Origin of the sequence: Priestia megaterium (assembly GCF_009497655.1) — a bacterium.
Lineage (GTDB): Bacteria > Bacillota > Bacilli > Bacillales > Bacillaceae_H > Priestia > Priestia zanthoxyli.
Window position 1 is genome coordinate 4,212,973 of sequence record NZ_CP023317.1, and the last position, 20,198, is coordinate 4,233,170.

21 protein-coding genes are annotated in these 20,198 nt (G+C 38.7%); 3 read left to right on the forward strand and 18 right to left on the reverse strand.

Features of this window, described 5'->3' with window-relative positions:
- Positions 1-65: 65 nt before the first annotated feature.
- Entirely contained in the window at positions 66-317 is a 252-nt protein-coding gene (locus CEQ83_RS21535; RefSeq protein WP_098112933.1) for a DUF2627 domain-containing protein, read from the forward strand.
- A 12-nt stretch (positions 318-329) separates the two neighbouring features.
- On the opposite strand, the gene CEQ83_RS21540 is transcribed toward CEQ83_RS21535, so the two are convergent.
- Positions 330-1,058, reverse strand: a complete 729-nt coding sequence (locus CEQ83_RS21540) for a glycerophosphodiester phosphodiesterase (protein ID WP_098112934.1) — start codon at positions 1,056-1,058, stop codon at positions 330-332.
- A gap of 124 nt (positions 1,059-1,182) precedes the next feature.
- On the opposite strand from CEQ83_RS21540, the gene CEQ83_RS21545 reads away from it, so the two are divergent.
- Complete coding sequence (locus CEQ83_RS21545; RefSeq protein ID WP_013059130.1) at positions 1,183-1,335, forward strand: YycC family protein; 153 nt, start codon at positions 1,183-1,185, stop codon at positions 1,333-1,335.
- 313 nt (positions 1,336-1,648) lie between these two features.
- Positions 1,649-2,980, forward strand: coding sequence for a peptide MFS transporter (locus tag CEQ83_RS21550; RefSeq protein WP_098112935.1), 1,332 nt, complete (start codon positions 1,649-1,651; stop codon positions 2,978-2,980).
- Positions 2,981-3,353: 373 nt separating this feature from the next.
- On the opposite strand, the gene spo0A is transcribed toward CEQ83_RS21550, so the two are convergent.
- The 17 genes from spo0A to spoIIIAE form a co-directional block, all read right to left on the reverse strand.
- Positions 3,354-4,142 (reverse strand): sporulation transcription factor Spo0A, encoded by a 789-nt coding sequence (gene spo0A / locus CEQ83_RS21555; protein WP_013084985.1) that lies wholly within the window; start codon positions 4,140-4,142, stop codon positions 3,354-3,356.
- 227 nt (positions 4,143-4,369) lie between these two features.
- On the reverse strand, positions 4,370-5,650 hold the full coding sequence (gene spoIVB / locus CEQ83_RS21560; RefSeq protein WP_028411587.1) for a SpoIVB peptidase: 1,281 nt from the start codon (positions 5,648-5,650) through the stop codon (positions 4,370-4,372).
- 182 nt (positions 5,651-5,832) lie between these two features.
- Positions 5,833-7,560, reverse strand: coding sequence for a DNA repair protein RecN (recN, locus tag CEQ83_RS21565; RefSeq protein ID WP_028411588.1), 1,728 nt, complete (start codon positions 7,558-7,560; stop codon positions 5,833-5,835).
- Positions 7,561-7,576: 16 nt separating this feature from the next.
- Positions 7,577-8,026, reverse strand: a complete 450-nt coding sequence (gene ahrC, locus CEQ83_RS21570; RefSeq protein ID WP_013059136.1) for a transcriptional regulator AhrC/ArgR — start codon at positions 8,024-8,026, stop codon at positions 7,577-7,579.
- Positions 8,027-8,187: 161 nt separating this feature from the next.
- A complete protein-coding gene (locus CEQ83_RS21575; protein WP_028411589.1) occupies positions 8,188-9,015 on the reverse strand; it encodes a TlyA family RNA methyltransferase in 828 nt (275 codons plus the stop codon).
- Entirely contained in the window at positions 9,012-10,913 is a 1,902-nt protein-coding gene (gene dxs, locus CEQ83_RS21580) for a 1-deoxy-D-xylulose-5-phosphate synthase (RefSeq protein WP_098112936.1), read from the reverse strand. The genes CEQ83_RS21575 and dxs overlap by 4 nt, the downstream gene beginning before the upstream one ends.
- A gap of 320 nt (positions 10,914-11,233) precedes the next feature.
- Positions 11,234-12,130 carry a polyprenyl synthetase family protein gene (locus CEQ83_RS21585; protein WP_028411591.1) on the reverse strand — a complete coding sequence of 299 codons (897 nt, stop codon included), beginning with the start codon at positions 12,128-12,130 and terminating at the stop codon, positions 11,234-11,236.
- Positions 12,130-12,363, reverse strand: coding sequence for an exodeoxyribonuclease VII small subunit (locus CEQ83_RS21590; RefSeq protein WP_013059140.1), 234 nt, complete (start codon positions 12,361-12,363; stop codon positions 12,130-12,132). Before CEQ83_RS21590 ends, CEQ83_RS21585 begins: the two co-directional genes overlap by 1 nt.
- A 3-nt stretch (positions 12,364-12,366) precedes the next feature.
- On the reverse strand, positions 12,367-13,707 hold the full coding sequence (gene xseA / locus CEQ83_RS21595; protein ID WP_034271010.1) for an exodeoxyribonuclease VII large subunit: 1,341 nt from the start codon (positions 13,705-13,707) through the stop codon (positions 12,367-12,369).
- 84 nt (positions 13,708-13,791) lie between these two features.
- Positions 13,792-14,184 (reverse strand): transcription antitermination factor NusB, encoded by a 393-nt coding sequence (nusB, locus tag CEQ83_RS21600; protein ID WP_013059142.1) that lies wholly within the window; start codon positions 14,182-14,184, stop codon positions 13,792-13,794.
- A 221-nt stretch (positions 14,185-14,405) separates the two neighbouring features.
- Entirely contained in the window at positions 14,406-14,807 is a 402-nt protein-coding gene (locus CEQ83_RS21605) for an Asp23/Gls24 family envelope stress response protein (protein WP_013059143.1), read from the reverse strand.
- Positions 14,808-14,836: 29 nt separating this feature from the next.
- Complete coding sequence (gene accC / locus CEQ83_RS21610) at positions 14,837-16,189, reverse strand: acetyl-CoA carboxylase biotin carboxylase subunit (protein ID WP_028411593.1); 1,353 nt, start codon at positions 16,187-16,189, stop codon at positions 14,837-14,839.
- Positions 16,190-16,201: 12 nt separating this feature from the next.
- The gene (gene accB / locus CEQ83_RS21615) at positions 16,202-16,708 is read right to left on the reverse strand and encodes an acetyl-CoA carboxylase biotin carboxyl carrier protein (protein ID WP_098112938.1); all 507 of its coding nucleotides are present in this window, start codon (positions 16,706-16,708) and stop codon (positions 16,202-16,204) included.
- A gap of 352 nt (positions 16,709-17,060) precedes the next feature.
- Positions 17,061-17,711 (reverse strand): SpoIIIAH-like family protein, encoded by a 651-nt coding sequence (locus CEQ83_RS21620; protein ID WP_223268967.1) that lies wholly within the window; start codon positions 17,709-17,711, stop codon positions 17,061-17,063.
- Between the two features lie 7 nt (positions 17,712-17,718).
- The gene (spoIIIAG, locus tag CEQ83_RS21625; RefSeq protein ID WP_013084996.1) at positions 17,719-18,381 is read right to left on the reverse strand and encodes a stage III sporulation protein AG; all 663 of its coding nucleotides are present in this window, start codon (positions 18,379-18,381) and stop codon (positions 17,719-17,721) included.
- Positions 18,378-19,007 carry a stage III sporulation protein AF gene (spoIIIAF, locus tag CEQ83_RS21630; RefSeq protein WP_224980536.1) on the reverse strand — a complete coding sequence of 210 codons (630 nt, stop codon included), beginning with the start codon at positions 19,005-19,007 and terminating at the stop codon, positions 18,378-18,380. Before spoIIIAF ends, spoIIIAG begins: the two co-directional genes overlap by 4 nt.
- Positions 19,004-20,188 (reverse strand): stage III sporulation protein AE, encoded by a 1,185-nt coding sequence (gene spoIIIAE / locus CEQ83_RS21635; protein ID WP_013059149.1) that lies wholly within the window; start codon positions 20,186-20,188, stop codon positions 19,004-19,006. Before spoIIIAE ends, spoIIIAF begins: the two co-directional genes overlap by 4 nt.
- Positions 20,189-20,198 lie beyond the last annotated feature (10 nt).

Sequence of the window (20,198 nt, forward strand, 5' to 3'; positions counted from 1 at the left end):
TCAAGTATAACGGTTTTATAATGTAAACGCATTCATTTTAAAAAAGAGAAGCGAAAGGAGAAGCTATGGTTCGAATTATCGCACTGCTAATCTTACTTATTCCTGGTATACTCGCTGGATATGGCATTAAACTTATGAGAGATATGATTTTTGGCATCCTGCAATCCCCGTTCCCTTCTTTATTTTTGCAATTTTCAGTCGGTCTTCTATTATTTTTAGTCGGTCTTGGATTTGTTGCTGGCTTTATTCTTCACAGAGACCGCAAGCGAAACAAAGTTCAAAACAGATTTCAAAAAGATAAAAAAACATCGCATTAATGCGATGTTTTTTTACGAAAAGCGCCCTCCAAATTGCTTCACCATTTTTTCTGGATAATCGGTAATAACGGATTCACATCCATATTTCCGAAGCTGCTCAGCTACTTTTACATCATTTACTGTGTAAGGTCGCACTGGAATTTGACAATCTTTTGAAGCGGCTACATTTACTTCATTAACGGTACGCTGATTAGGGTGAAGAGCTTTTGCGCCAAGATGCTGAGCATATACCCAAGGCTCATACATCGGATAAGAATATAAAATAGCTGTTTCAATCGTAGAATCCAGGGAACTAATTCGGGCTAAGCTGTTATGATTAAAAGATGAAATCATCGTTCGATCCTTCATCTTGTATAAATAAATTAAATCCAAGACTTTCATTTCCAAGTATGGATAGTCAAATATATTGTTTTTCAACTCGATATTTACGCTAATTCCTTCACTTGAAGCCCACTCCATTACTTCATTTAACATGGGAATTTTACATACTCCATACTTTTTTTTGAACTTATAGCTCGCATCTAATTTTTGTAAATCTTGATACGTAAAATCTTTTACATACCCTTTTCCATTCGTCGTTCGATCTACTTTTTCATCATGAATTACAGCAAGTTCTCCATCCTTTGTCATATGCACATCAAGTTCAATTCCGTGTGCTCCGACTCTCGCTGCTTCTTTGAAGGAAATCATCGTATTTTCAGGAAACGTTCCAGCTGCGCCGCGATGACCTATTACAAACATACTTGCTCAACTCCTCTATTATCACTTATTATTAACTTTAGCATTACTTAATAGTGAAAGCACGAATTTACTGTTTATACTTTTTCACTTTCATTACTTTATATGCAAAAGGAGGTCGTTGTGTATGAGACCACTGCAAATTTCACCGGATACAGCCGTAAAATTAGCAGAACAATTAAATATCCCTCTCGAGCAATTAATGCATATGCCTCAGCATATTTTGCTACAGAAACTTGCTGAATTAAATGCGAGCGAAGATAAAAAAGGATCTGAATAACAGATCCTTTTTTCTTTCGAATTTTCGTTTCCAAAAATAGTATTACTTTCTTACTTCATTTCCCATAACATATATTAGAATATTTAATAATATAAATGTATTTTTAAAAATGCTTTTAAATAAGTAATTTAATACTTTTTTGTGTATATTTAATTATTTTTTGATTTTTCCATATAATTTCATTGACGAAATTATTGTTTTTCTACTAAAATAAAAATACATTATATTTATTCCAGTACTTATATTCTGATTTTTTGATCAATTCAAATAAAAGAATTAAATAGTATGAGAGAAATTTTAGGGGGACTTCATTATGCAAGCAGCTGTACAACACGAAAATCAGCAGCAAAATGAGTCTAGGAAAAAACACCCTCCTGGACTGTACTTATTATTCGCGACTGAGGCATGGGAAAGATTTAGTTATTATGGAATGAGAGCCATTCTGGTTCTTTATTTAACTGCTACCGCTGCTCAAGGTGGACTCGGGGTAGATAAAGCAACTGCACTGAGCTTATATGGAACATTCACTAGTGCTGTTTACATTACGCCGATGATTGGCGGATATTTAACAGACCGCTTCCTCGGAAGAAGGCTAGCCATCACAATCGGTGGTGTGATTATGGCACTCGGGAATTTTTCCATCTTCATTCATCAAAGCGTAGCCGCTTTGTATATCGGACTTGCTTTATTAATTATCGGAAACGGATTTTTCAAACCAAATATCTCCACATTGGTCGGAGATCTTTATGCAGAAAATGATCCTCGCCGTGACGGTGCTTTTACCATTTTTTATATGGGTATTAACTTTGGTGCATTTTTCGCCCCATTAGTTGTTGGATTAATGAGTTATAAATACGGATTTTTAACAGCAGCTATCGGAATGGTTGTTGGACAAATTTTATTTAACCTACTGGCTAATCGCTATTTAGGTGATATTGGGAAAGAGCCTACAGGAAAAGTTCATGCAGCAGCATCTCAAACATCAACTGCTCCGCTGACAGCACGAGAAAAGAAAAGAACGGTTGCTATCGTTATTCTAGCTTTCGTTGTTATTGCTTTCTGGACAGCTTTTGAACAGGCTGGAAGTTCTTTAACGCTATATGCTCAAGATCAAATTGATCGTCAAATCGGTAGTTTTACGGTTCCAACAGAGTGGTTCCAATCATTGAATCCACTGTTTATCATGATTTTAGCACCAATTATGTCACTTGTTTGGTACAAGCTAGGAAATTCAAAACGCGGTGATTTTAAAACACCAACAAAAATGGGTATGGGACTTGTAACAGTCGGATTAGGATTCTTAATTTTAATTCCAGCCGTTATGTATACTGGTAATGACCCAGCTTTAAAAGTAAATATCCTATTTATGATTTTCACTTACTTCCTGCACACGCTAGCTGAGCTTATGATTTCGCCAGTAGGGTTGTCTATGGTAAGTAGACTGGCTCCATTAAAGCTTGCTTCTCTTTTAATGGGCGTATGGATGGCAAGCTCTGCTGTTGCTAATAAGCTAGCGGGTGTTCTTGCATCTTATACACAGTCGTTAGGTTATTTCGACATCTTCAGCTTAATCGGAGCTGTAACAATTGTACTTGGAATTATTGTTTTGTTCCTTTCAAAATCGATTGCTAAATTAATGGATTAAAAAAAGCAGCCTTTTCTGAAGGCTGCTTTTTTTATCATTTACTTATCCATATATGTAGATGAATTTTTTAACACATCTTCTAAATCTTCTTTCAAACACAAAGCCCTCATAACAATTAAATAAATTATTTCAATAAAATACACTACTATGGATCACAAGATGTACATTCCCTTAACCTCCCTATTTCCAACTCTTAAAACAAAATGAAAGGACCCATGAATGATTAAAATTCATCGGCCCTGCAGTAAAAAGTTTATTGATTTGCAGTTTGCTATCTAGTGTAAATTCCAAAAGTTTATCGGCATGTACTACTCTGTATTACAAAAGGTATCAGCTCACTCAAAACCCCGTAATTCCAGCAGTCCTATCCCTTTCAACTCGCTTTATGTTCAAGGCGTAATTTATCCGCAACCATGGCGATAAATTCACTATTTGTCGGCTTTGCTTTTGACATGCTGACAGTATATCCGAATAATGAAGAAATAGAATCAATGTTCCCTCGGCTCCATGCTACTTCAATGGCATGACGAATGGCGCGCTCAACGCGGCTTGCTGTTGTATTGTATTTTTTTGCAATGTCAGGATACAGCACTTTTGTAATCGACCCAAGCAGCTCAATATCCTTATATACCATTGAAATGGCTTCTCTCAAATATAAATAGCCTTTAATATGAGCAGGTACACCAATTTCGTGAATGATGCTCGTAATGCTTGCATCTAAATTTGCTGGTTTGCTGTCGCGATGCGAACGCATGGAAGAAGATGAACGTTGCATAAATGAAGATGTTTGTCCGCTAACTTGACGAATATGATTCACTAAGTTTTCCATATCAAACGGCTTTAGAATAAAATAAGCAGCTCCTAAATCAACCGCTTTTTTCGTTACGTCTTCTTGCCCAAATGCTGTTAGCATGATGACATTTGGATAATTTTCTTTTTTCATTTCTTTTAACTGACCTAAAACTGCTAATCCATCTAGATGCGGCATAATAATGTCTAATACAAGAACATCCGGATCTTTATCTTTTAAAATGGATAAACACTCTTGTCCATTGTAAGCTACTCCGATTACTTCCATGTCTTCTTGCTCTGAAATATAATCTTCAAGCAAACCAATTAGTTCCCGATTATCATCAACCAAGCATACTTTAATTTTTTTCAATGCAGCTTCCTCCTCAGTCCTTTATGTTATACGTCGTTTCCTACGTGTCTCTATTCTTTATTCTAAAGGACAAATTCGACAATGCAACATTATTTCCTTTATTTTTTTAGAAAAAAGTCTTTTAAATGGAATTTATTCGATTTTCTCTTATTTTCTTTGTTTTTCGACGTTTTTCTCGTACATTTACGACAATAATTTTTATCAAAAAAAGCGAACTAATGACAACATTAGCTCGCTTTTTTTCGATTATTTTTATAAATATCGATTCCTGCTTCGTTAAGCATCCATTCAATATGGACACCGTAACCGGAGGTAGGATCATTTACAAAAACATGGGTAACCGCTCCAACGACTTTACCGTTTTGAATAATCGGACTCCCGCTCATTCCTTGAACAATTCCACCTGTTTTCTTTAACAATTTAGGATCTGTAATTTTAATAACCATTCCTTTAGTAGCCGGAAACTTTTGAGGTATAGTACTCATAATTTCAATATCAAATTCTTCCACTTGATCATCATCTACTACCGTTAGAATTTTAGCCGGTCCTTCTTTTACTTGATGAGATAGAGCAATTGGCATTGCTTTATCCATTATTCCGTTTTCCATCGTTGAAGACAATTTTCCAAAAATACCGAAAGGACTATTTCGTGTAATATTTCCAATGATTTGTCTATCTTCAGAAAACCTCGCTAGCTTTTCGCCGGGAACGCCGTTCGAACCTTTCTCAATTGATGTAACGGTCGAACGGACAATTTGTCCATCTTCTACTACGATTGGCTTTTTTGTATCCATATCCGAAATAACATGGCCTAAAGCGCCGTATTTTTTAGATTTTGGATCATAAAAAGTCATTGTGCCAATTCCTGCAGCTGAATCACGGATGTATAAACCGATTCTGTACGCATAATCTTGCTTATCTTTTAACGGATACAGCTTCGTGTCAAACTGCTTTTTTTCTCTTAAAATATGCAGATTTAATGGTTCACCCGTTTTCCCTGCCTGCTGAATAAACGGTGTAATATCACTCATTTTTTCAATGGTTTTACCATTAATCTTCGTAATCATATCTCCAACTTGAATACCCGCAATTTCGCCAGGAGATTTTTTACCTTTTGCTGTATCTACCTGATGATAGCCTACAACAAGAACACCTTTTGAATTTAATTTCACACCGATTGATTGTCCACCAGGAATGACTTTAAAATCAGATAATACCTGCACGTCTACACGCTTTACAGGAATACCGGCCAAATGAAGCATCAACTCTTCTTTGCCTACCTGTTTGCCTGCTACGGTCAGCTTCGCCTTGTTACTTGTTACATCGTAAACAGGTGATGAAGCTTCTACGCTAAGCGGTAATGTCGTATTAATTTTTTCTTTTTGCTGTTCAAATAAGACGATTTGTTTTGGAATGTGTATATATTGTTGCACAACTGGAATAAATCCTACAAAAATGAACGAAACAAGGAGAATCGCACCAATTATATGTCTGTATCGATTTTGCATGTTTTCACTCTCCTCGCTTCCTCGCCTAAATGGCTACACATTTAATTTAGCCTTCTTAGAGCGCATTTATAACAGAAGTTCAGAGAAAAATGAAAAGAAGTGCAAGGAAACATTTTCAGTTCCTCCATTTTGTATAAAAAAACACCTTTAACACATACTGTTACGTGTTAAAAGGTGTTTTGTTAAATGGTCTGCTTCATCTTATCCGCTAAATCTAAAAGCTCTTTGGCATGCTCCTTCGTTAAGCTTGTAATTTCAGCTCCTGCAATCATTCGACCAATTTCTTTTACTTTTTCATCAAGAGTTAATGGAAGAACAGATGTCGTTGTACGATCACCTTTTATCTCTTTAGCAATAAAGAGATGAGTATCTGCCATAGCTGCTACCTGCGGCAAATGAGATATGCAAAGAACCTGCGAATCAACGGAAATGGCATGTATTTTTTCACCGATCGATTGAGCTACTCTTCCACTTACGCCTGTATCAACTTCATCAAAGATAATGGACGTCACGCCTTGATGCTTAGAGAAGATGCTCTTTAACGCCAGCATGATCCTTGACAGTTCTCCGCCTGATGCTACTTTCGCAAGAGGCTTTAACGGTTCACCAGGGTTGGTAGAAATATAAAACTCTACGTTGTCAATGCCGTCTTTGGTGAATTTTATTCTTTCGCCATTTACTTCAACGTCATTTTTACCTGCATTTACGACAGAGAATTTAATTTGAAATACGGTTTTAGCCATATAGAGTTCTTGAAGCTCATGATGGATGCTGTCCGTTAACTCCTGAGCAAGTTTTTTTCGAATAGCTGAAACGTTGTTAGCTTCTACTAATAAATCCTGTGCTACGCTGTTTAACTGTTCTTTGATCTTGCTCACGTGCGTATCTCGATTTTCAATACGATCAATTTCATCTTCAATTTGTGCTGCATATTCTAGAATTTCATCTACACTTTGACCGTATTTACGCTTTAAGTGATTAATTTCATTTAAACGCGCTTCAATAAAGTCTAAGCGTTTCGGATCAAATTCTAATAAATCCAGCTGCTGACGAATTTTATAAGATGCGTCTTCTAACTGATAGAAGCTCGATGAAATAATCTCCGAAATTTCGGCATAGTTTTTTTCCAGTGACGAAATATCCTCCGTATGATTCATTGCTACGCCTACCCAATCCAGACCTTGATGTTCACCGTGCAGCGCATTGTACGCATCGTTTAGCGACGTATAGATCTTTTCAAAGTTGGAAATCTTCAAACGCTCTTCATTTAGTTCCTCGTCTTCATTGAGCTGCAAATTTGCGGCTTTGATTTCATCTAATTGAAATTGAATAAGATCGAGGCGATGTGCCATCTGCTGCTCATTTTCAGTTAATTGATCCAACTGCTTTTTTAGCGACGTATACCTCGAAAATACCTCTCGATACTCCGTCAAAGCCTCTTCTACTTTTTCTCCTCCATATTGATCAAGAAGAGTTAAGTGACGATCTTGATTCATTAAATCTTGGTGCTCGTGCTGTCCATGTATATCAATTAACGTCTGTCCGACTTCACGTAGGATAGCTAACGTGACGAGCTTCCCATTGATACGGCAAATACTTTTCCCATTTGTAGTGATATCTCGGCGAAGCACAATCATTCCATCTTCCACTTCCAAACCGACTTGTTTGGCTTTTTCGTGACTCGGATGCTGTTCTTCATCAAATAAGAAAAGCCCTTCAATTTCGGCTCTGTCTGTTCCATGGCGGACAAACTCCGAAGAGCCTCTTCCACCTACTAACAATGAAATGGCATCAATAATAATCGACTTTCCCGCTCCTGTTTCGCCTGTTAATACCGTTAAGCCTTTTTCAAATGAAACAGAAAGTTCATCAATAATCGCAAAGTTTTTAATGGATAATTCAGCTAACAACCTGCTTCACTCACCTTTATAACATTTCTAAGAATCGGTCTGATATAATTTGCGTATCTTCAGGAGTACGGCAAATAATCAAACATGTATCGTCTCCACAAATTGTTCCTAATATTTCATCCCAGTCCAAATGATCAATCAATGCGCCAATCGCATTTGCGTTTCCCGGCAATGTTTTCATCACCAGCATATGCCCGGCTGAATCAATTTTTACAAATGCGTCCATAAGAGAGCGCTTTAACTTTTGTAAGGGATTAAAACGCTGATCTGCAGGCAAGCTGTATTTGTATCGTCCGTCCATCAAAGGCACTTTGACTAAGTGCAGTTCTTTAATATCACGAGAGATTGTTGCCTGTGTTACATTAAAACCTTGGTTTTTTAAAATATCTACCAATTCATCCTGTGTTTCAATATCATTATTCGTGATAATGTCACGAATTTTAATATGTCTTTGCCCTTTATTCATGTTGGCACCTCACATTAATATGTAATCTTCTTTTTGTTTTGTTGTTTATAAGTCTTTCACTAATTAAGTATCATAATGTGTTCAACTTGATTATGCACCTTTTGTATAAAGAGTCATAATCAAATCGCCAATGCTAAGTTTTTGCTTAACATTGGCCATTATTACTTTTTCTCTTTTAACGTCTTATGTGCTTCTTCGACCACTTCACGCACAGTAAGCGGAGCTTGATTTTCACCAAGTTCACGCTCGCCTTTCCAGCTCAGATGAAGAAGAAATTCGATATTTCCATCTCCTCCTGTTATCGGTGAATACGACATGTTATATACATCGTATCCTTGACGAAGGGAGAAATCCACCATTCCTTGAAGGACTTCTTCATGCACTTTTGAGTCACGCACGATTCCTTTTTTCCCAACTTGCTCTCTTCCAGCCTCAAACTGTGGCTTAACAAGTGCAACAACATCGCTGTATGGAACAAGAAGTGTTTTTAACACAGGGAGAATGAGTCTTAAGGAAATAAACGATACATCAATAGAAGCGAATTCAGGCAAGCCTCTTGATAAATCAGCTGGTGTCACATAACGGAAATTTGTTCGTTCCATTACTTCTACTCGCTCATCTTGACGAAGCTTCCAAGCTAGCTGATTATAGCCTACGTCTAGCGCATAGGACATCTTCGCTCCATTTTGAAGCGCACAATCGGTAAAGCCTCCAGTAGAAGAACCAATATCAATCATGATTTTATCCGCTACATGGACATTAAATTCTTTAATCGCTTTTTCAAGCTTAAAGCCGCCTCTGCTGACGTAAGGCATCACTGCACCTTTAATTGTCAGCGGCGTATCGCGTTCAATTTTCTCTCCCGGCTTATCCAAACGGACTTCATTCGCATAAACAAGTCCTGCCATCACTGTACGCTTTGCTTTTTCTCTTGTTTCAATCAAACCTCGTTCTACTAATAATACATCTACTCGTTCTTTTTTTGTCACTTAACTTCAAGCCTCTTTTGTGTTGGTGTTACGAGTTTTTTAACTCGATTTATAATCTCTTCTTTGGTTAAGCCAATTTCTTCTAAAAGTTTTGTTACGCTGCCGTGCTCGATAAAGCGATCAGGAATACCCATACGTTCAACGCGAGTATTATAATAGCCGTGCTCTGATGCAAACTCTAACACCGCACTTCCAAAACCGCCTTGAAGTACCGCTTCTTCCACCGTAATCACAGGCTTATTCGTTTGGAAAATCTCGTGAAGCATTTTTTCATCCAGCGGTTTAATAAAACGAGCATTGACCACTTTGACGCTGATTCCTTGCTTCTCAAGTTCTGCTGCTGCATCCATCGCCATTGAAATCGTTGTACCAAACGTTAAAATGGTTGTATCCGAACCTTCTTTTAATACGTCCCATGTACCGATCGGAATGTTTTTCAGTTCTGAATCTAGTTCAACACCTAATCCGTTTCCTCTCGCATAGCGCATCGCAATCGGACCTTCTTCATAAGTCAAAGCAGTGTGAACCATGTGCTGACCTTCATTTTCGTCTTTTGGCATCATAATAACAAGGTTAGGCAAATGACGTAAAAACGCAATGTCAAATACACCTTGGTGCGTTTCACCATCAGCACCTACTAGTCCAGCTCGATCAATCCCAATAAATACATTTAGCTTCTGACGGCAAATATCATGAACCACTTGATCGTATGCACGCTGTAAAAACGTCGAATAAATAGCTAAAAAGGGCTTCATATTTTGAGTTGCAAGACCAGCGGCCATTGTTGTTGCATGCTGCTCTGCAATCCCAACATCAAACATGCGATGCGGAAACTCTTTTTGAAACGCTTCAAGTTTTGAACCTACAGGCATTGCTGGCGTTACTGCTACGATACGCTCATCTTCCCTAGCCATTTCCAATACCGTATCACTTACTAATTTACTCCAAGCAATCGGAACATTTTTGTCTTTAATAAAGTCACCGGACTCAATTTTGTAAGGGCCTGTACCATGCCACGCTCCGCTTTTATCGCTTTCCGCTGGCAAGTACCCTTTCCCTTTTTTCGTAATCACATGAATCAGTACCGGTCCTTTTGTTTTCTTTGCATATTGTAACGTTTCCAATAAATCGTCATAGCTATGGCCGTCAACCGGTCCTAAATACGTAAAGCCAAGATCTTCAAAGAACATGCCTGACACAACCATGTACTTTAGGCCATCTTTTACACGTTCTGCCGTTGCCGCGAGCTTACCGCCTACCGCAGGCACTTTTTTCAGTAGAACTTCAAGCTCATCTTTTACCCAGTTGTATTTGCCCGCCGTGCGCAAACGCCCCAGAATGCTGTGTACAGCCCCGACGTTAGGAGCGATAGACATTTCATTGTCATTTAAAATAACGGTCATATCCGTTTGCTCGTGCCCGATGTGGTTAAGCGCTTCAAGAGCCATACCACCTGTTAAAGCTCCGTCACCAATGATAGGAACAATGTGAGCTTTTGTTTTTTGCAAATCTCTTGCAGCAGCCATTCCCATTGCGGCTGAAAGAGATGTAGAACTATGTCCCGTTTCCCATACATCATGCTCACTTTCATCTCGCTTTGGAAAGCCGCATAATCCTTTATATTGACGGATTGTATCAAACTCTCCCGCTCGTCCTGTTAAAATTTTATGGACATACGACTGATGCCCGACGTCCCATAAAAATTTATCTTTTGGACTGTCGAACACTTTATGGAGTGCAAGCGTTAACTCAACAACCCCTAAATTTGGCCCTATATGACCACCAGTTGCAGAAAGCTTTGTAATTAAAAAACGACGAATCTCTTCACTTAGTTCTTCTAATTGTGTTACTGACATTTTCTTTAAAAACTCAGGATTTTTTATCGTTGTAAGATCCAAGGTGGATCACTCACTTTCGTACTTGTTATAAAGTTACCTTAATACATTGTCTATTGTTTTATACGTATAGTCAATTTTTAGTATTTCCTTATTACTTACAATACCTTTGATATTCTATCAGTAAACCAGTGATATTCAAAGGAAAATAGTGAAAAAATAGCCGCTAACACAAATGTGATAACGGCCACCAAGATATTGTATATGTCTTTCAAACCTATGCACTACGCTTTTATACAGTAGTAAAATCATTATAGCATAGCCCCTATTGGGACTCAATCTTATTTTACTGTATCACTCAAAAAACCTGACAGAAATCGTCATTAACTATCACGTTTTGCTATATATAAACAAATTTCTTCTAGTAATCCGTGCTTAATTTGAGCTTGACGTAACGAGAGAAGTGCTTGTTCAACATGATACTGTAACTTTTCTTTGGCCGCTTCCATACCTAATAAAGAAGGATATGTCGTTTTTTCATTTTCTGTATCACTGCCAATTGGCTTTCCTAACTTTTCTTCAGACCCTTCCACATCCAAGATATCATCTTGAATTTGAAACGCTAACCCTACATGCTTACTGAATTCTTCTAATAATTCTTGCTGTAGAGGCGTAGCTTTTGCAAGAATTGCTCCTGCTTTTACACAGAATCCTAGCAGCTTCCCCGTTTTATGAAGATGAATATATTCAAGCTCATCTAGCGTGAGCTGCTTTTTTTCACCTTCCATATCTGCAACCTGTCCGCTGATCATACCTTCTGTTCCGCTTGCTTTTACCAGTTCTGTAATGAGCTGAAGTTTCATATGTGATGTAATTTCAGGATGTACCGCTTCAGAAATGAGCTGAAAGCTATTTGTTAAAAGAGCATCTCCAGCTAATATAGCCGTTGCTTCGCCGTACACCTTGTGATTTGTCGGTTTACCTCTTCTTAAGTCGTCATCATCCATACTAGGTAAATCATCATGAATGAGCGAATATGTATGAATCATTTCCACTGCACAGGCTGTTTCTAGTCCGATGCTCTCGTCTTTTCCAAATGCATGTAGCGTTGCAAACAACAGCACTGGGCGAAGTCGCTTTCCTCCTGCCGTAAGCGAGTAAAGCATGGATTCCTTTAAGTTAACCGGAGCATGTAATGCCTTTACCACTTCAGGCAAGCGTGTTTCTACTCGATCTTTTGTAAAAGAAATATACTCTTTTAAATTCATTTCATTCACCATCACTCTTCCTCCTGTACCGAGAATGGCTCAAGCGTTCCGTCTTCACGTAAAATAGTTTCCATTTGCTTTTCAATATGCTGAAGACGATCGTGACAGAATTTTGAAAGAGTCATTCCTTCTTGGAATTGTTGAATTGCTTCTTCTAAAGGCACGTCGCCTTCTTCTAGCTTGTTTACGATGGTTTCTAACTGCTCCATCGCCTCTTCAAACGTATACTCTTTATTTGTCGCCATTTTTCATCGCTCCTCTATTTTCGAAACTTCACACTGCAACTGTCCATCGGTCAAACGAACGTTTACCACATCACCTTTGGATACTTGTTTGGTTGATTTAATTAACTCTTTTTCTTTATCGTATACTAAGCTGTAGCCTCTTTCCATTGTTTTTAATGGACTAAGCGTATGTAATTTTGACGTTGCCGTGGCAAATAAAAGCTGTTTTTGCTTTAGCAGCTGCTGCATCTCTTTTGTCAGCATTTTCGTCAGCTGCTGTTGACGGTCTGCCGCTTTCGTTAACTGATGCTCGGGGTGATTGCGCAACAAAGCGGCTGTTAGCTGCTCGTAGTTCGTCCGTTTATGCTCAATGTACCTTCTACCTTCACGATAAAAACGCTCCATCAGCTGATCTAACTGCTGCTCTTTTTGCTCGACCAACTTTTGAGGGTAACGAAAAGCATATGATTTCTGAGATCGTTCAAGCCTGCGGCTACTAGACTGAAGCATCTCTTTCATCGAACGAAGAAGACGGATATTTCGCTGAGTCAATCTTTCTGTAATTTCACTGATATGAGGTACGGCCAGCTCCGCAGCACCCGTTGGAGTAGGGGCTCGCAAATCTGCTACAAAGTCTGCAATTGTAAAATCGGTTTCATGTCCAACCGCTGAAATAACGGGAATAGTAGAAGTGAAAATTGCACGAGCTACGCTTTCTTCGTTAAACGCCCAAAGCTCTTCAATTGACCCGCCGCCGCGGCCGACAATTAATACGTCTGCTTCTTTACGACGGTTTGCTTCTTCAATTGCCTTGATGATAGACGGTGCCGCATTCACTCCTTGAACAAGAGCGGGCATAACAATAATGTTCGCGTTATATCTGCGCTTTAATGTCGTAATAATATCACGTACGGCGGCTCCAGTAGGAGATGTAATCACACCTATTGTTGTTGGATACTTCGGAAGTTTTCGTTTTCTAGCATGATCAAACAAGCCTTCTTTTTCCAGCTTTTTTTTCAGCTGTTCGTAGGCCAAGTATAAGTTTCCAACGCCGTCAGGCTGCATTTCTTTTACGTACATTTGATAATTTCCGCTTGGTTCATAAACCGAAATTTCAGCTCGAATCAGTACATTCATTCCTTCTTCAGGCTGAAAATTAAGCTGACGGTTATGCCCAGCAAACATAACGGCTGCGATACGAGCATTTTGATCTTTTAAGGTGAAATACATATGTCCTCGACTATGACGTTTAAAGTTAGAAATTTCTCCTTTAATCCATACATCTTGCATGTGAGGGTCTACGTCAAACTTGCGCTTGATGTATCGTGTAAGAGCCGTAACGGTTAGATAACGCACTTCACTCATCATTTTGCCTCCTTTGCAGTCACCCTCTCCCCTTTATATAAAGGAGAGAAGCATTTTAGTCACTTGATTTGGCAAGATGAACGTTTATTTAGATAAAGTTGTTAACACTTTAGACAATACGCCGTTGATAAACTTGCTTGATTGATCATCGCCAAATGTTTTTGCTAATTCAATCGCTTCATTTAACGTAACGCTCGTAGGAATTTCTTCTTCATACTTCATTTCGTATACGGCAATACGCAGGATTACGCGGTCTACAGTAGCTACGCGGTCTAACGTCCATTTTTCTAAATGATTGCGTAAAAGTTCATCAATTTCTTGCTGATGCTCAACTACACCTAGCACAAGACTTTCTAAAAATTGATCAGACTTTTCGTTTTGTACAACATTTCCGATTGCCTCCATTGGCTCGGTTTGCCCTAAATCATGCTGAAATAGTGCTTGTAATGCTTTTTGGCGTGCTGTATGTCTTTTCATTATTTTTGCTCCTTTATTTATCTTCTTCAACTAGTATACCTAGATAATAGCATAGTTTATGAAACGATACTTGATTGTTCTTATACGAAGTTTGTAGAACACGAAAAAGACCGTCTTTATGACGAGACAGTCTTTTTCACTTTACCATAGCTTGTGTTGAAAAGGAACAAGTAATCATACGTTATTCCATTTTAGCAACAGCCGTTAGGTAAACGTTTGTTTTATTCAACTTCTTCAATATCAGTTTTTTGCGTATCAAACTGAATCCCTACGATATGAATGTTTACTTCATCGAGATCAATAGCTGTCATATTTTTAAGGGCTTGACGAATGTTATCTTGTACTTGCTGCGCTACGTTTGGAATAGACACACCAAACTTCATCATACAAAACACGTCTACTTTTATCCCGTTTTCTGTTAAGTCCACTTTTACACCTTTACCGTGGTTTTTCTTTCCTAGTTTCTCCACAACGCCAGCTGCAAAATTTCCTCTCATTGCAGAAACGCCTTCTACTTCAGAAGCAGCAATACCCGCAATGACTTCAATAACCTCAGGAGCAATTTCTACTTTGCCAAGAGAATTTGGGTGTTCTTCCATTTCTAATACATGATTTTCATTCATGTACAGCACCTCCTATAGTTTATATTATACTAAGAATTCATTACGTCATATAGCTCAAGAAACTTCGTGTTGAATTCACCGCTAACAAATTTTTCATGATTTAATAGCTTTTGGTGAAAAGGAATAGTGGTCGCAACGCCATCGATAACAAATTCATCTAACGCGCGCTTCATTCGTTCAATAGCTTCCTCACGAGTTGGCGCATGAACAATCAATTTAGCCACCATTGAATCATAGTAAGGTGGGATTGCATAGCCCGGATATGCAGCAGAGTCTACGCGCACTCCGTAGCCACCTGGCGGCAAGTACATTTGAATCGTACCTGGTGATGGCATAAAGTTTTTCTCTGGGTTTTCTGCGTTGATTCGGCACTCAATTGCCCATCCGTTAAACGTCACTTCTTCTTGCGTAAACGGTAAAGTTTCACCATTTGCCACGTTGATTTGTTCTTTAATTAAGTCAACTCCTGTCACCATCTCTGTAACAGGATGTTCTACTTGGATACGCGTATTCATTTCCATGAAGTAAAATTTGTTTTCACGATAATCATAAATGAATTCCACGGTTCCGGCTCCTGTGTAATTAACGGCTTGAGCGGCTTTAACAGCAGCGTCGCCCATTAATTCACGCGTTTTTTCGTCCAACGCTGGAGAAGGCGTTTCTTCAATTAATTTTTGAAGACGGCGTTGAATCGAGCAATCACGCTCTCCTAAATGTACAGTATTTCCATGAGAATCAGCCAACACTTGGATCTCAACGTGACGGAAATCCTCAATGAACTTTTCAATGTACACACCAGGGTTACCGAAAGCTGTAGCAGCTTCTTGCTGCGTAATTGTAATACCTTTAATAAGCTCTTGTTCATTTTTCGCAACGCGGATTCCTTTTCCTCCGCCTCCTGCCGTTGCTTTAATAATAACAGGATAGCCAATATCATTAGCGATTGACATACCGTCTTCCACTGACTCTACAATTCCAGTGGAACCAGGAACAATTGGAACACCCGCTTCACGCATCGTTTCTCTCGCTACGTCTTTTGTTCCCATTTTGTTAATGGCTTCAGGACTTGGTCCTACAAATGTAACGTTACACTCTCTGCATAGCTCTGCAAAATCAGCGTTTTCAGCTAAAAAGCCGTATCCAGGGTGAATAGCGTCACAGCCCGTTAGCATCGCAACACTCATAATGTTTGTAAAGTTTAAATAGCTGTCTTTAGATGACGTTGGTCCAATACAATACGCTTCGTCTGCTAATTGTACATGCAAAGAATCGCGATCAGCTTGAGAATGAACAGCTACTGATTCTACACCTAACTCTTTACACGCTCGAATAATTCGAACCGCAATTTCTCCTCGATTCGCAATTAATAGCTTTTTAATCATATTTACCGCTCCTTATTCAGGCTTTACTAAGAAAAGAGGTTGACCGTATTCTACAAGTTGTCCATTTTCAACTAATACGTCAACGATTTCACCTTTAACTTCTGCTTCGATTTCATTAAATAATTTCATTGCTTCTACGATACATACAACCGAATCTTTTTGTACTTTATCTCCAGGCGTTACGTATACATCTGTTTCTGGCGATGATGACGCATAGAATGTCCCTACCATCGGAGATGTAATTTTATGTAAGCTTTCATCAACCGCTGGGGCCGCTTGTTCTTCTTTTGGCTGTGCAGACTGTGCTGCCGGGGCTGGCGCTGGAGCCGCTGCTGCCTGCGGTGCAGGTGCTGCTGCTTGTTCAGGTGCCGAAACCACTACTTGCTGCGCTTGTTTGGAAACAATTGCGTCTTTTTTCTTCATCTTGATTTTGGAGCCTTCGTGCTCATAGGTGAACTCCTCGATTGATGATTGATCAACTAGTTTAATGATCTCACGGATCTCTTGAATTTTTAACATATTGAACACTCCTACCTCATGAAAATAGAATTCTCTACAATGTTAATAATACGATAAATGGCTACAGCCATTCAATTCGTTTGGCAAACATTAAAAAGAAGTTCCACTTACTCTATAATAACTTTTTAGCGTTATTGTTTTATAAATGGAAACATAGCTTTACAGATGACAATACTTATGAAAACATTTGTCACCTAGTACTAATATAAGATTATGAAACCTATTATAACCGAAGTAAAAAAAGAAAGCCATGTTAAAATTTTTCCCGTCTCGCTTAGATTTTAGTCATTTCATAAAAAAAGAAGTGTAAACAACCCCAATTTGCGGCTGTTTTACACTTCTTTTATTCCCTTTATTTAGTTGGCTGAAACTCTACCGCTACTTCTTTTGGACCCATTTCTTTTTTGACTAGCTGAATGATTTGATTGGCTTTTGTTTTTGAGTGTTTTTCTGTCTTAACGGTAATTTGCACTTGTTTTCCATCTGCTCTTACTAGCGCGTCGCTGTATCCTTTTGCTTTAATTAATGTTTCCAGCGTTGCTTCTTTTTCCCCGAGCTTTGATAATTCATCGATTTTATCCATCGCTTTGCTTACTTCTGCAGGCGTTACATTTTTTGATGCCGCTACTTCCTGATACTCTTCTTTCAGCTGACTTCTTTCATCATTTAATTCCAAGCGGAGCGCCGTAAATAGCTCGTCGCTATCTGTGCTTGATACAACCGCTGATTCTTTTGCATTTTTAGCCGTTTCCTTTTTTACATCTTCTGCTGAGCCTTCGGTTTTTGAATCTTCTTTTGTTCCTGATTTCTCATCTGCCTGTTGTTTTGTATCTTCTGCAGGAGCCTTGTCATCAGCCTGTTTTTCGCTTTGTTTTTCATTGTCTACTAGCGCAACATTACTCTGAGGATTTTCTGGCGTTGTCATATAGTACACCGATAACACAACAACTAAACTTAACATTGTTAATAACCAAACCGTTTGCTTTTTTAATAACATATTCATTTCCCCCTCATCCTTTTTTCGCTAATACTGCTACTCTATGACTTGGTATATCGAGCGCTCTTGTCACGGCTTCAATAATAGATTTCTTTACCTCGATATTATCAGCTCCTTTAGCGACAACTAACACACCTCTGACTTTTGGCTTTTCGGTTTTGACTACAACAGGCTTTTCTTGTTCTCCACTTCTTACAATGACCAGCTGTTCATCTGTTGAGGAATCTTCAACTTTACGAGTCCCTCCTTCACGGTCCGTCTCGTTGGTCGTTTGCGATTTTGTCACGCTGTTTTTTTCATATATTTTGGATTCTGTTGCATCTAGGTTCACAATTACTTTTACCTTACTTACGCCTCTAACTTGATCTAAAATATCTTTCAATTCTTCCTCATACCGCTCTTCATAACCTGTCATCGTTGTTGTCTTTTTGGAGCTAAAAGCGGGAACATCCTGTGATACGGGTGGTGCGCTGGTTTCTTTGCTTGCACTCTTTAATAATCCGCCTGAATTCATAGATGTTGTGAGTGAGTTGCTAAATACCATAAAGATAACGCCTGCAGCTAGTAAAATACCTATATACATTAACTTTGAAGGTTTCTTCGTAGTTGATGACTGTTTAAGTGAAAAGAACCGCTGAAAAAATGATGGGTCACCTTTTTCTGGCTTTTGACTCATTTCGTGTCTCCCTCCTCCATATTCACAACAACTTGGCCTTGTTTTACATCCCATTTTGCTGCTAAATAGTTGGATAATTTCTTGGATTCTGTTGGTTTGTTTGTTTCGATCGGTGTGGAGGTATCAATAGAAATAACTTTCACAGCTGAAACAACCTCGGAATCACCCGATGCTTTTTTACTTACGGCAACTGAAATGGATTTAATATTATCAGCGGTAGGTTCGTCGTTCGGCTTTTTTGTTTCAATGTGAATTCGATCAATTGCTACACCATACTGATCCATCAACTCCTCTTTTACATCTGCCTCCATTTGGACAGCCATTTGTTCTAAAATATATGCACGTTGTGAAGCTTGTATTTCTTTTTTCTGATTTTCTATTGAATTTTCTACCTGTTGATCGGATCGAATAGATGATAAGCTAAGTGATTTCAGCATTTGATTAACATCCACTTTAAAAATTTGAAAAACGGGTGTAATAATAATCAGCATCAAAAGAAGTCCAACCACCAGCTTCGTATACTTTTGAAAACTAGAATTGGGCAACAGTAAATTAATAATGGTAGCTAATAAGATAAAAAGAACGATATTCGTAATCCACGTCGTTAAGGCCTGCAATTTCTTCACCTCACCATCATTGTGACGTTGCTCGCTGTAATGATGACCGTTAAACATAAGAAAAACATAAGCGAGACAACAGCAAGCGCCGCAAAAATATAGATGACGCTTTTGCTGATAATGCTCAAGCAGGAAATAACCGGTCCTCCTCCAATGGGTTGAAGAAGAGCTGCTGCTAGCTTATAGATAAAAGCGAGCGTTAACACTTTAATAGCCGGAAATGCGACGATTAACAGTAAGACTGCTACTCCAGCAATCCCTACTGAATTCTTTAATAGAAGCGAGGCACTGATGACTGTATCAGCCGCATCTGTGAACACACGCCCTACAACAGGTATAAAGTTCCCTGTGACGAACTTTGCCGTTCGAATCGTAATACCGTCAGCAACAGCTGATGTGGCACCTTGGACGGATAGCACACCTAAAAAAACAGTTAGGAATATTCCAAGCACGCCAATGCTTATATTTCTCAACAGCTGAGCAAGCTGTGTAACCTTATGCTCATCTGAAATCGTACTCACAATGCTAAGCAGTGCTGAAAGAAAAAGCAGCGGCATCACTACGTATTGAATAAGCAAACCGCTGGTGTTCATTAAAAACAAAATCATCGGATGAAAAAAGGCTGCCGATACAACTCCTCCTGATGATGCCATTAAGGCAAGCAGCAGCGGCACCAGAGCTAAAATGAATTTAGTCATGGTCTCGATCGCTCCTGTTGCATAAGAAATAGCAATTTGAAAACTATTAAGAGCAATGATGATCAAAACCATATATACAAGCGCATACGCTACTTTACTTACGGTTTGCTGATTAAACGCACTTTGGAGCGTTTGCAAAAACACGCTAAAAACCGTTAGCATAATGAGTGTACCGAGGAGCTTTCCATTCGCTAATACTTCGTGAAATAAAAACTTTACAAGACCTCCTAGCCATTCTTTAAGAGAGAACTCTTTTTCTCCTTTTAAAAAATCGACTAAACTTCCCTTCTGACTCTCGGGTAAAAAGCCGCCGTATTGGGTAATAATATCGTCCCAAAACTGTTTGACTTCATCGATACCGAGCTTATCAATTTGTTCATTGACAAGTTCTTGCTGCTTCGGGGGTTCGGAAGCTTGTACATTTTCTGGAAAGAAAAAAAAGAGGAACAAAAGAAGAGCGAGTATATTCACTTTAAACGTCCACCGCTTCATTTCGTCACCT

Bases quoted from the DNA above. Each gene is read 5' to 3' on its own strand.
- accB (WP_098112938.1), bottom strand. From the start codon at position 16,708: ATGTTAAAAATTCAAGAGATCCGTGAGATCATTAAACTAGTTGATCAA.
- CEQ83_RS21585 (WP_028411591.1), bottom strand. From the start codon at position 12,130: ATGGTGAATGAAATGAATTTAAAAGAGTATATTTCTTTTACAAAAGAT.
- CEQ83_RS21590 (WP_013059140.1), bottom strand. From the start codon at position 12,363: ATGGCGACAAATAAAGAGTATACGTTTGAAGAGGCGATGGAGCAGTTA.
- nusB (WP_013059142.1), bottom strand. From the start codon at position 14,184: ATGAAAAGACATACAGCACGCCAAAAAGCATTACAAGCACTATTTCAG.
- ahrC (WP_013059136.1), bottom strand. From the start codon at position 8,026: ATGAATAAAGGGCAAAGACATATTAAAATTCGTGACATTATCACGAAT.
- CEQ83_RS21605 (WP_013059143.1), bottom strand. From the start codon at position 14,807: ATGAATGAAAATCATGTATTAGAAATGGAAGAACACCCAAATTCTCTT.
- spoIVB (WP_028411587.1), bottom strand. From the start codon at position 5,650: ATGCAAAATCGATACAGACATATAATTGGTGCGATTCTCCTTGTTTCG.
- CEQ83_RS21535 (WP_098112933.1), top strand. From the start codon at position 66: ATGGTTCGAATTATCGCACTGCTAATCTTACTTATTCCTGGTATACTC.
- CEQ83_RS21545 (WP_013059130.1), top strand. From the start codon at position 1,183: ATGAGACCACTGCAAATTTCACCGGATACAGCCGTAAAATTAGCAGAA.
- CEQ83_RS21550 (WP_098112935.1), top strand. From the start codon at position 1,649: ATGCAAGCAGCTGTACAACACGAAAATCAGCAGCAAAATGAGTCTAGG.
- CEQ83_RS21620 (WP_223268967.1), bottom strand. From the start codon at position 17,711: ATGAATATGTTATTAAAAAAGCAAACGGTTTGGTTATTAACAATGTTA.
- spoIIIAG (WP_013084996.1), bottom strand. From the start codon at position 18,381: ATGAGTCAAAAGCCAGAAAAAGGTGACCCATCATTTTTTCAGCGGTTC.
- accC (WP_028411593.1), bottom strand. From the start codon at position 16,189: ATGATTAAAAAGCTATTAATTGCGAATCGAGGAGAAATTGCGGTTCGA.
- xseA (WP_034271010.1), bottom strand. From the start codon at position 13,707: ATGAGTGAAGTGCGTTATCTAACCGTTACGGCTCTTACACGATACATC.
- CEQ83_RS21540 (WP_098112934.1), bottom strand. From the start codon at position 1,058: ATGTTTGTAATAGGTCATCGCGGCGCAGCTGGAACGTTTCCTGAAAAT.
- spoIIIAE (WP_013059149.1), bottom strand. From the start codon at position 20,188: ATGAAGCGGTGGACGTTTAAAGTGAATATACTCGCTCTTCTTTTGTTC.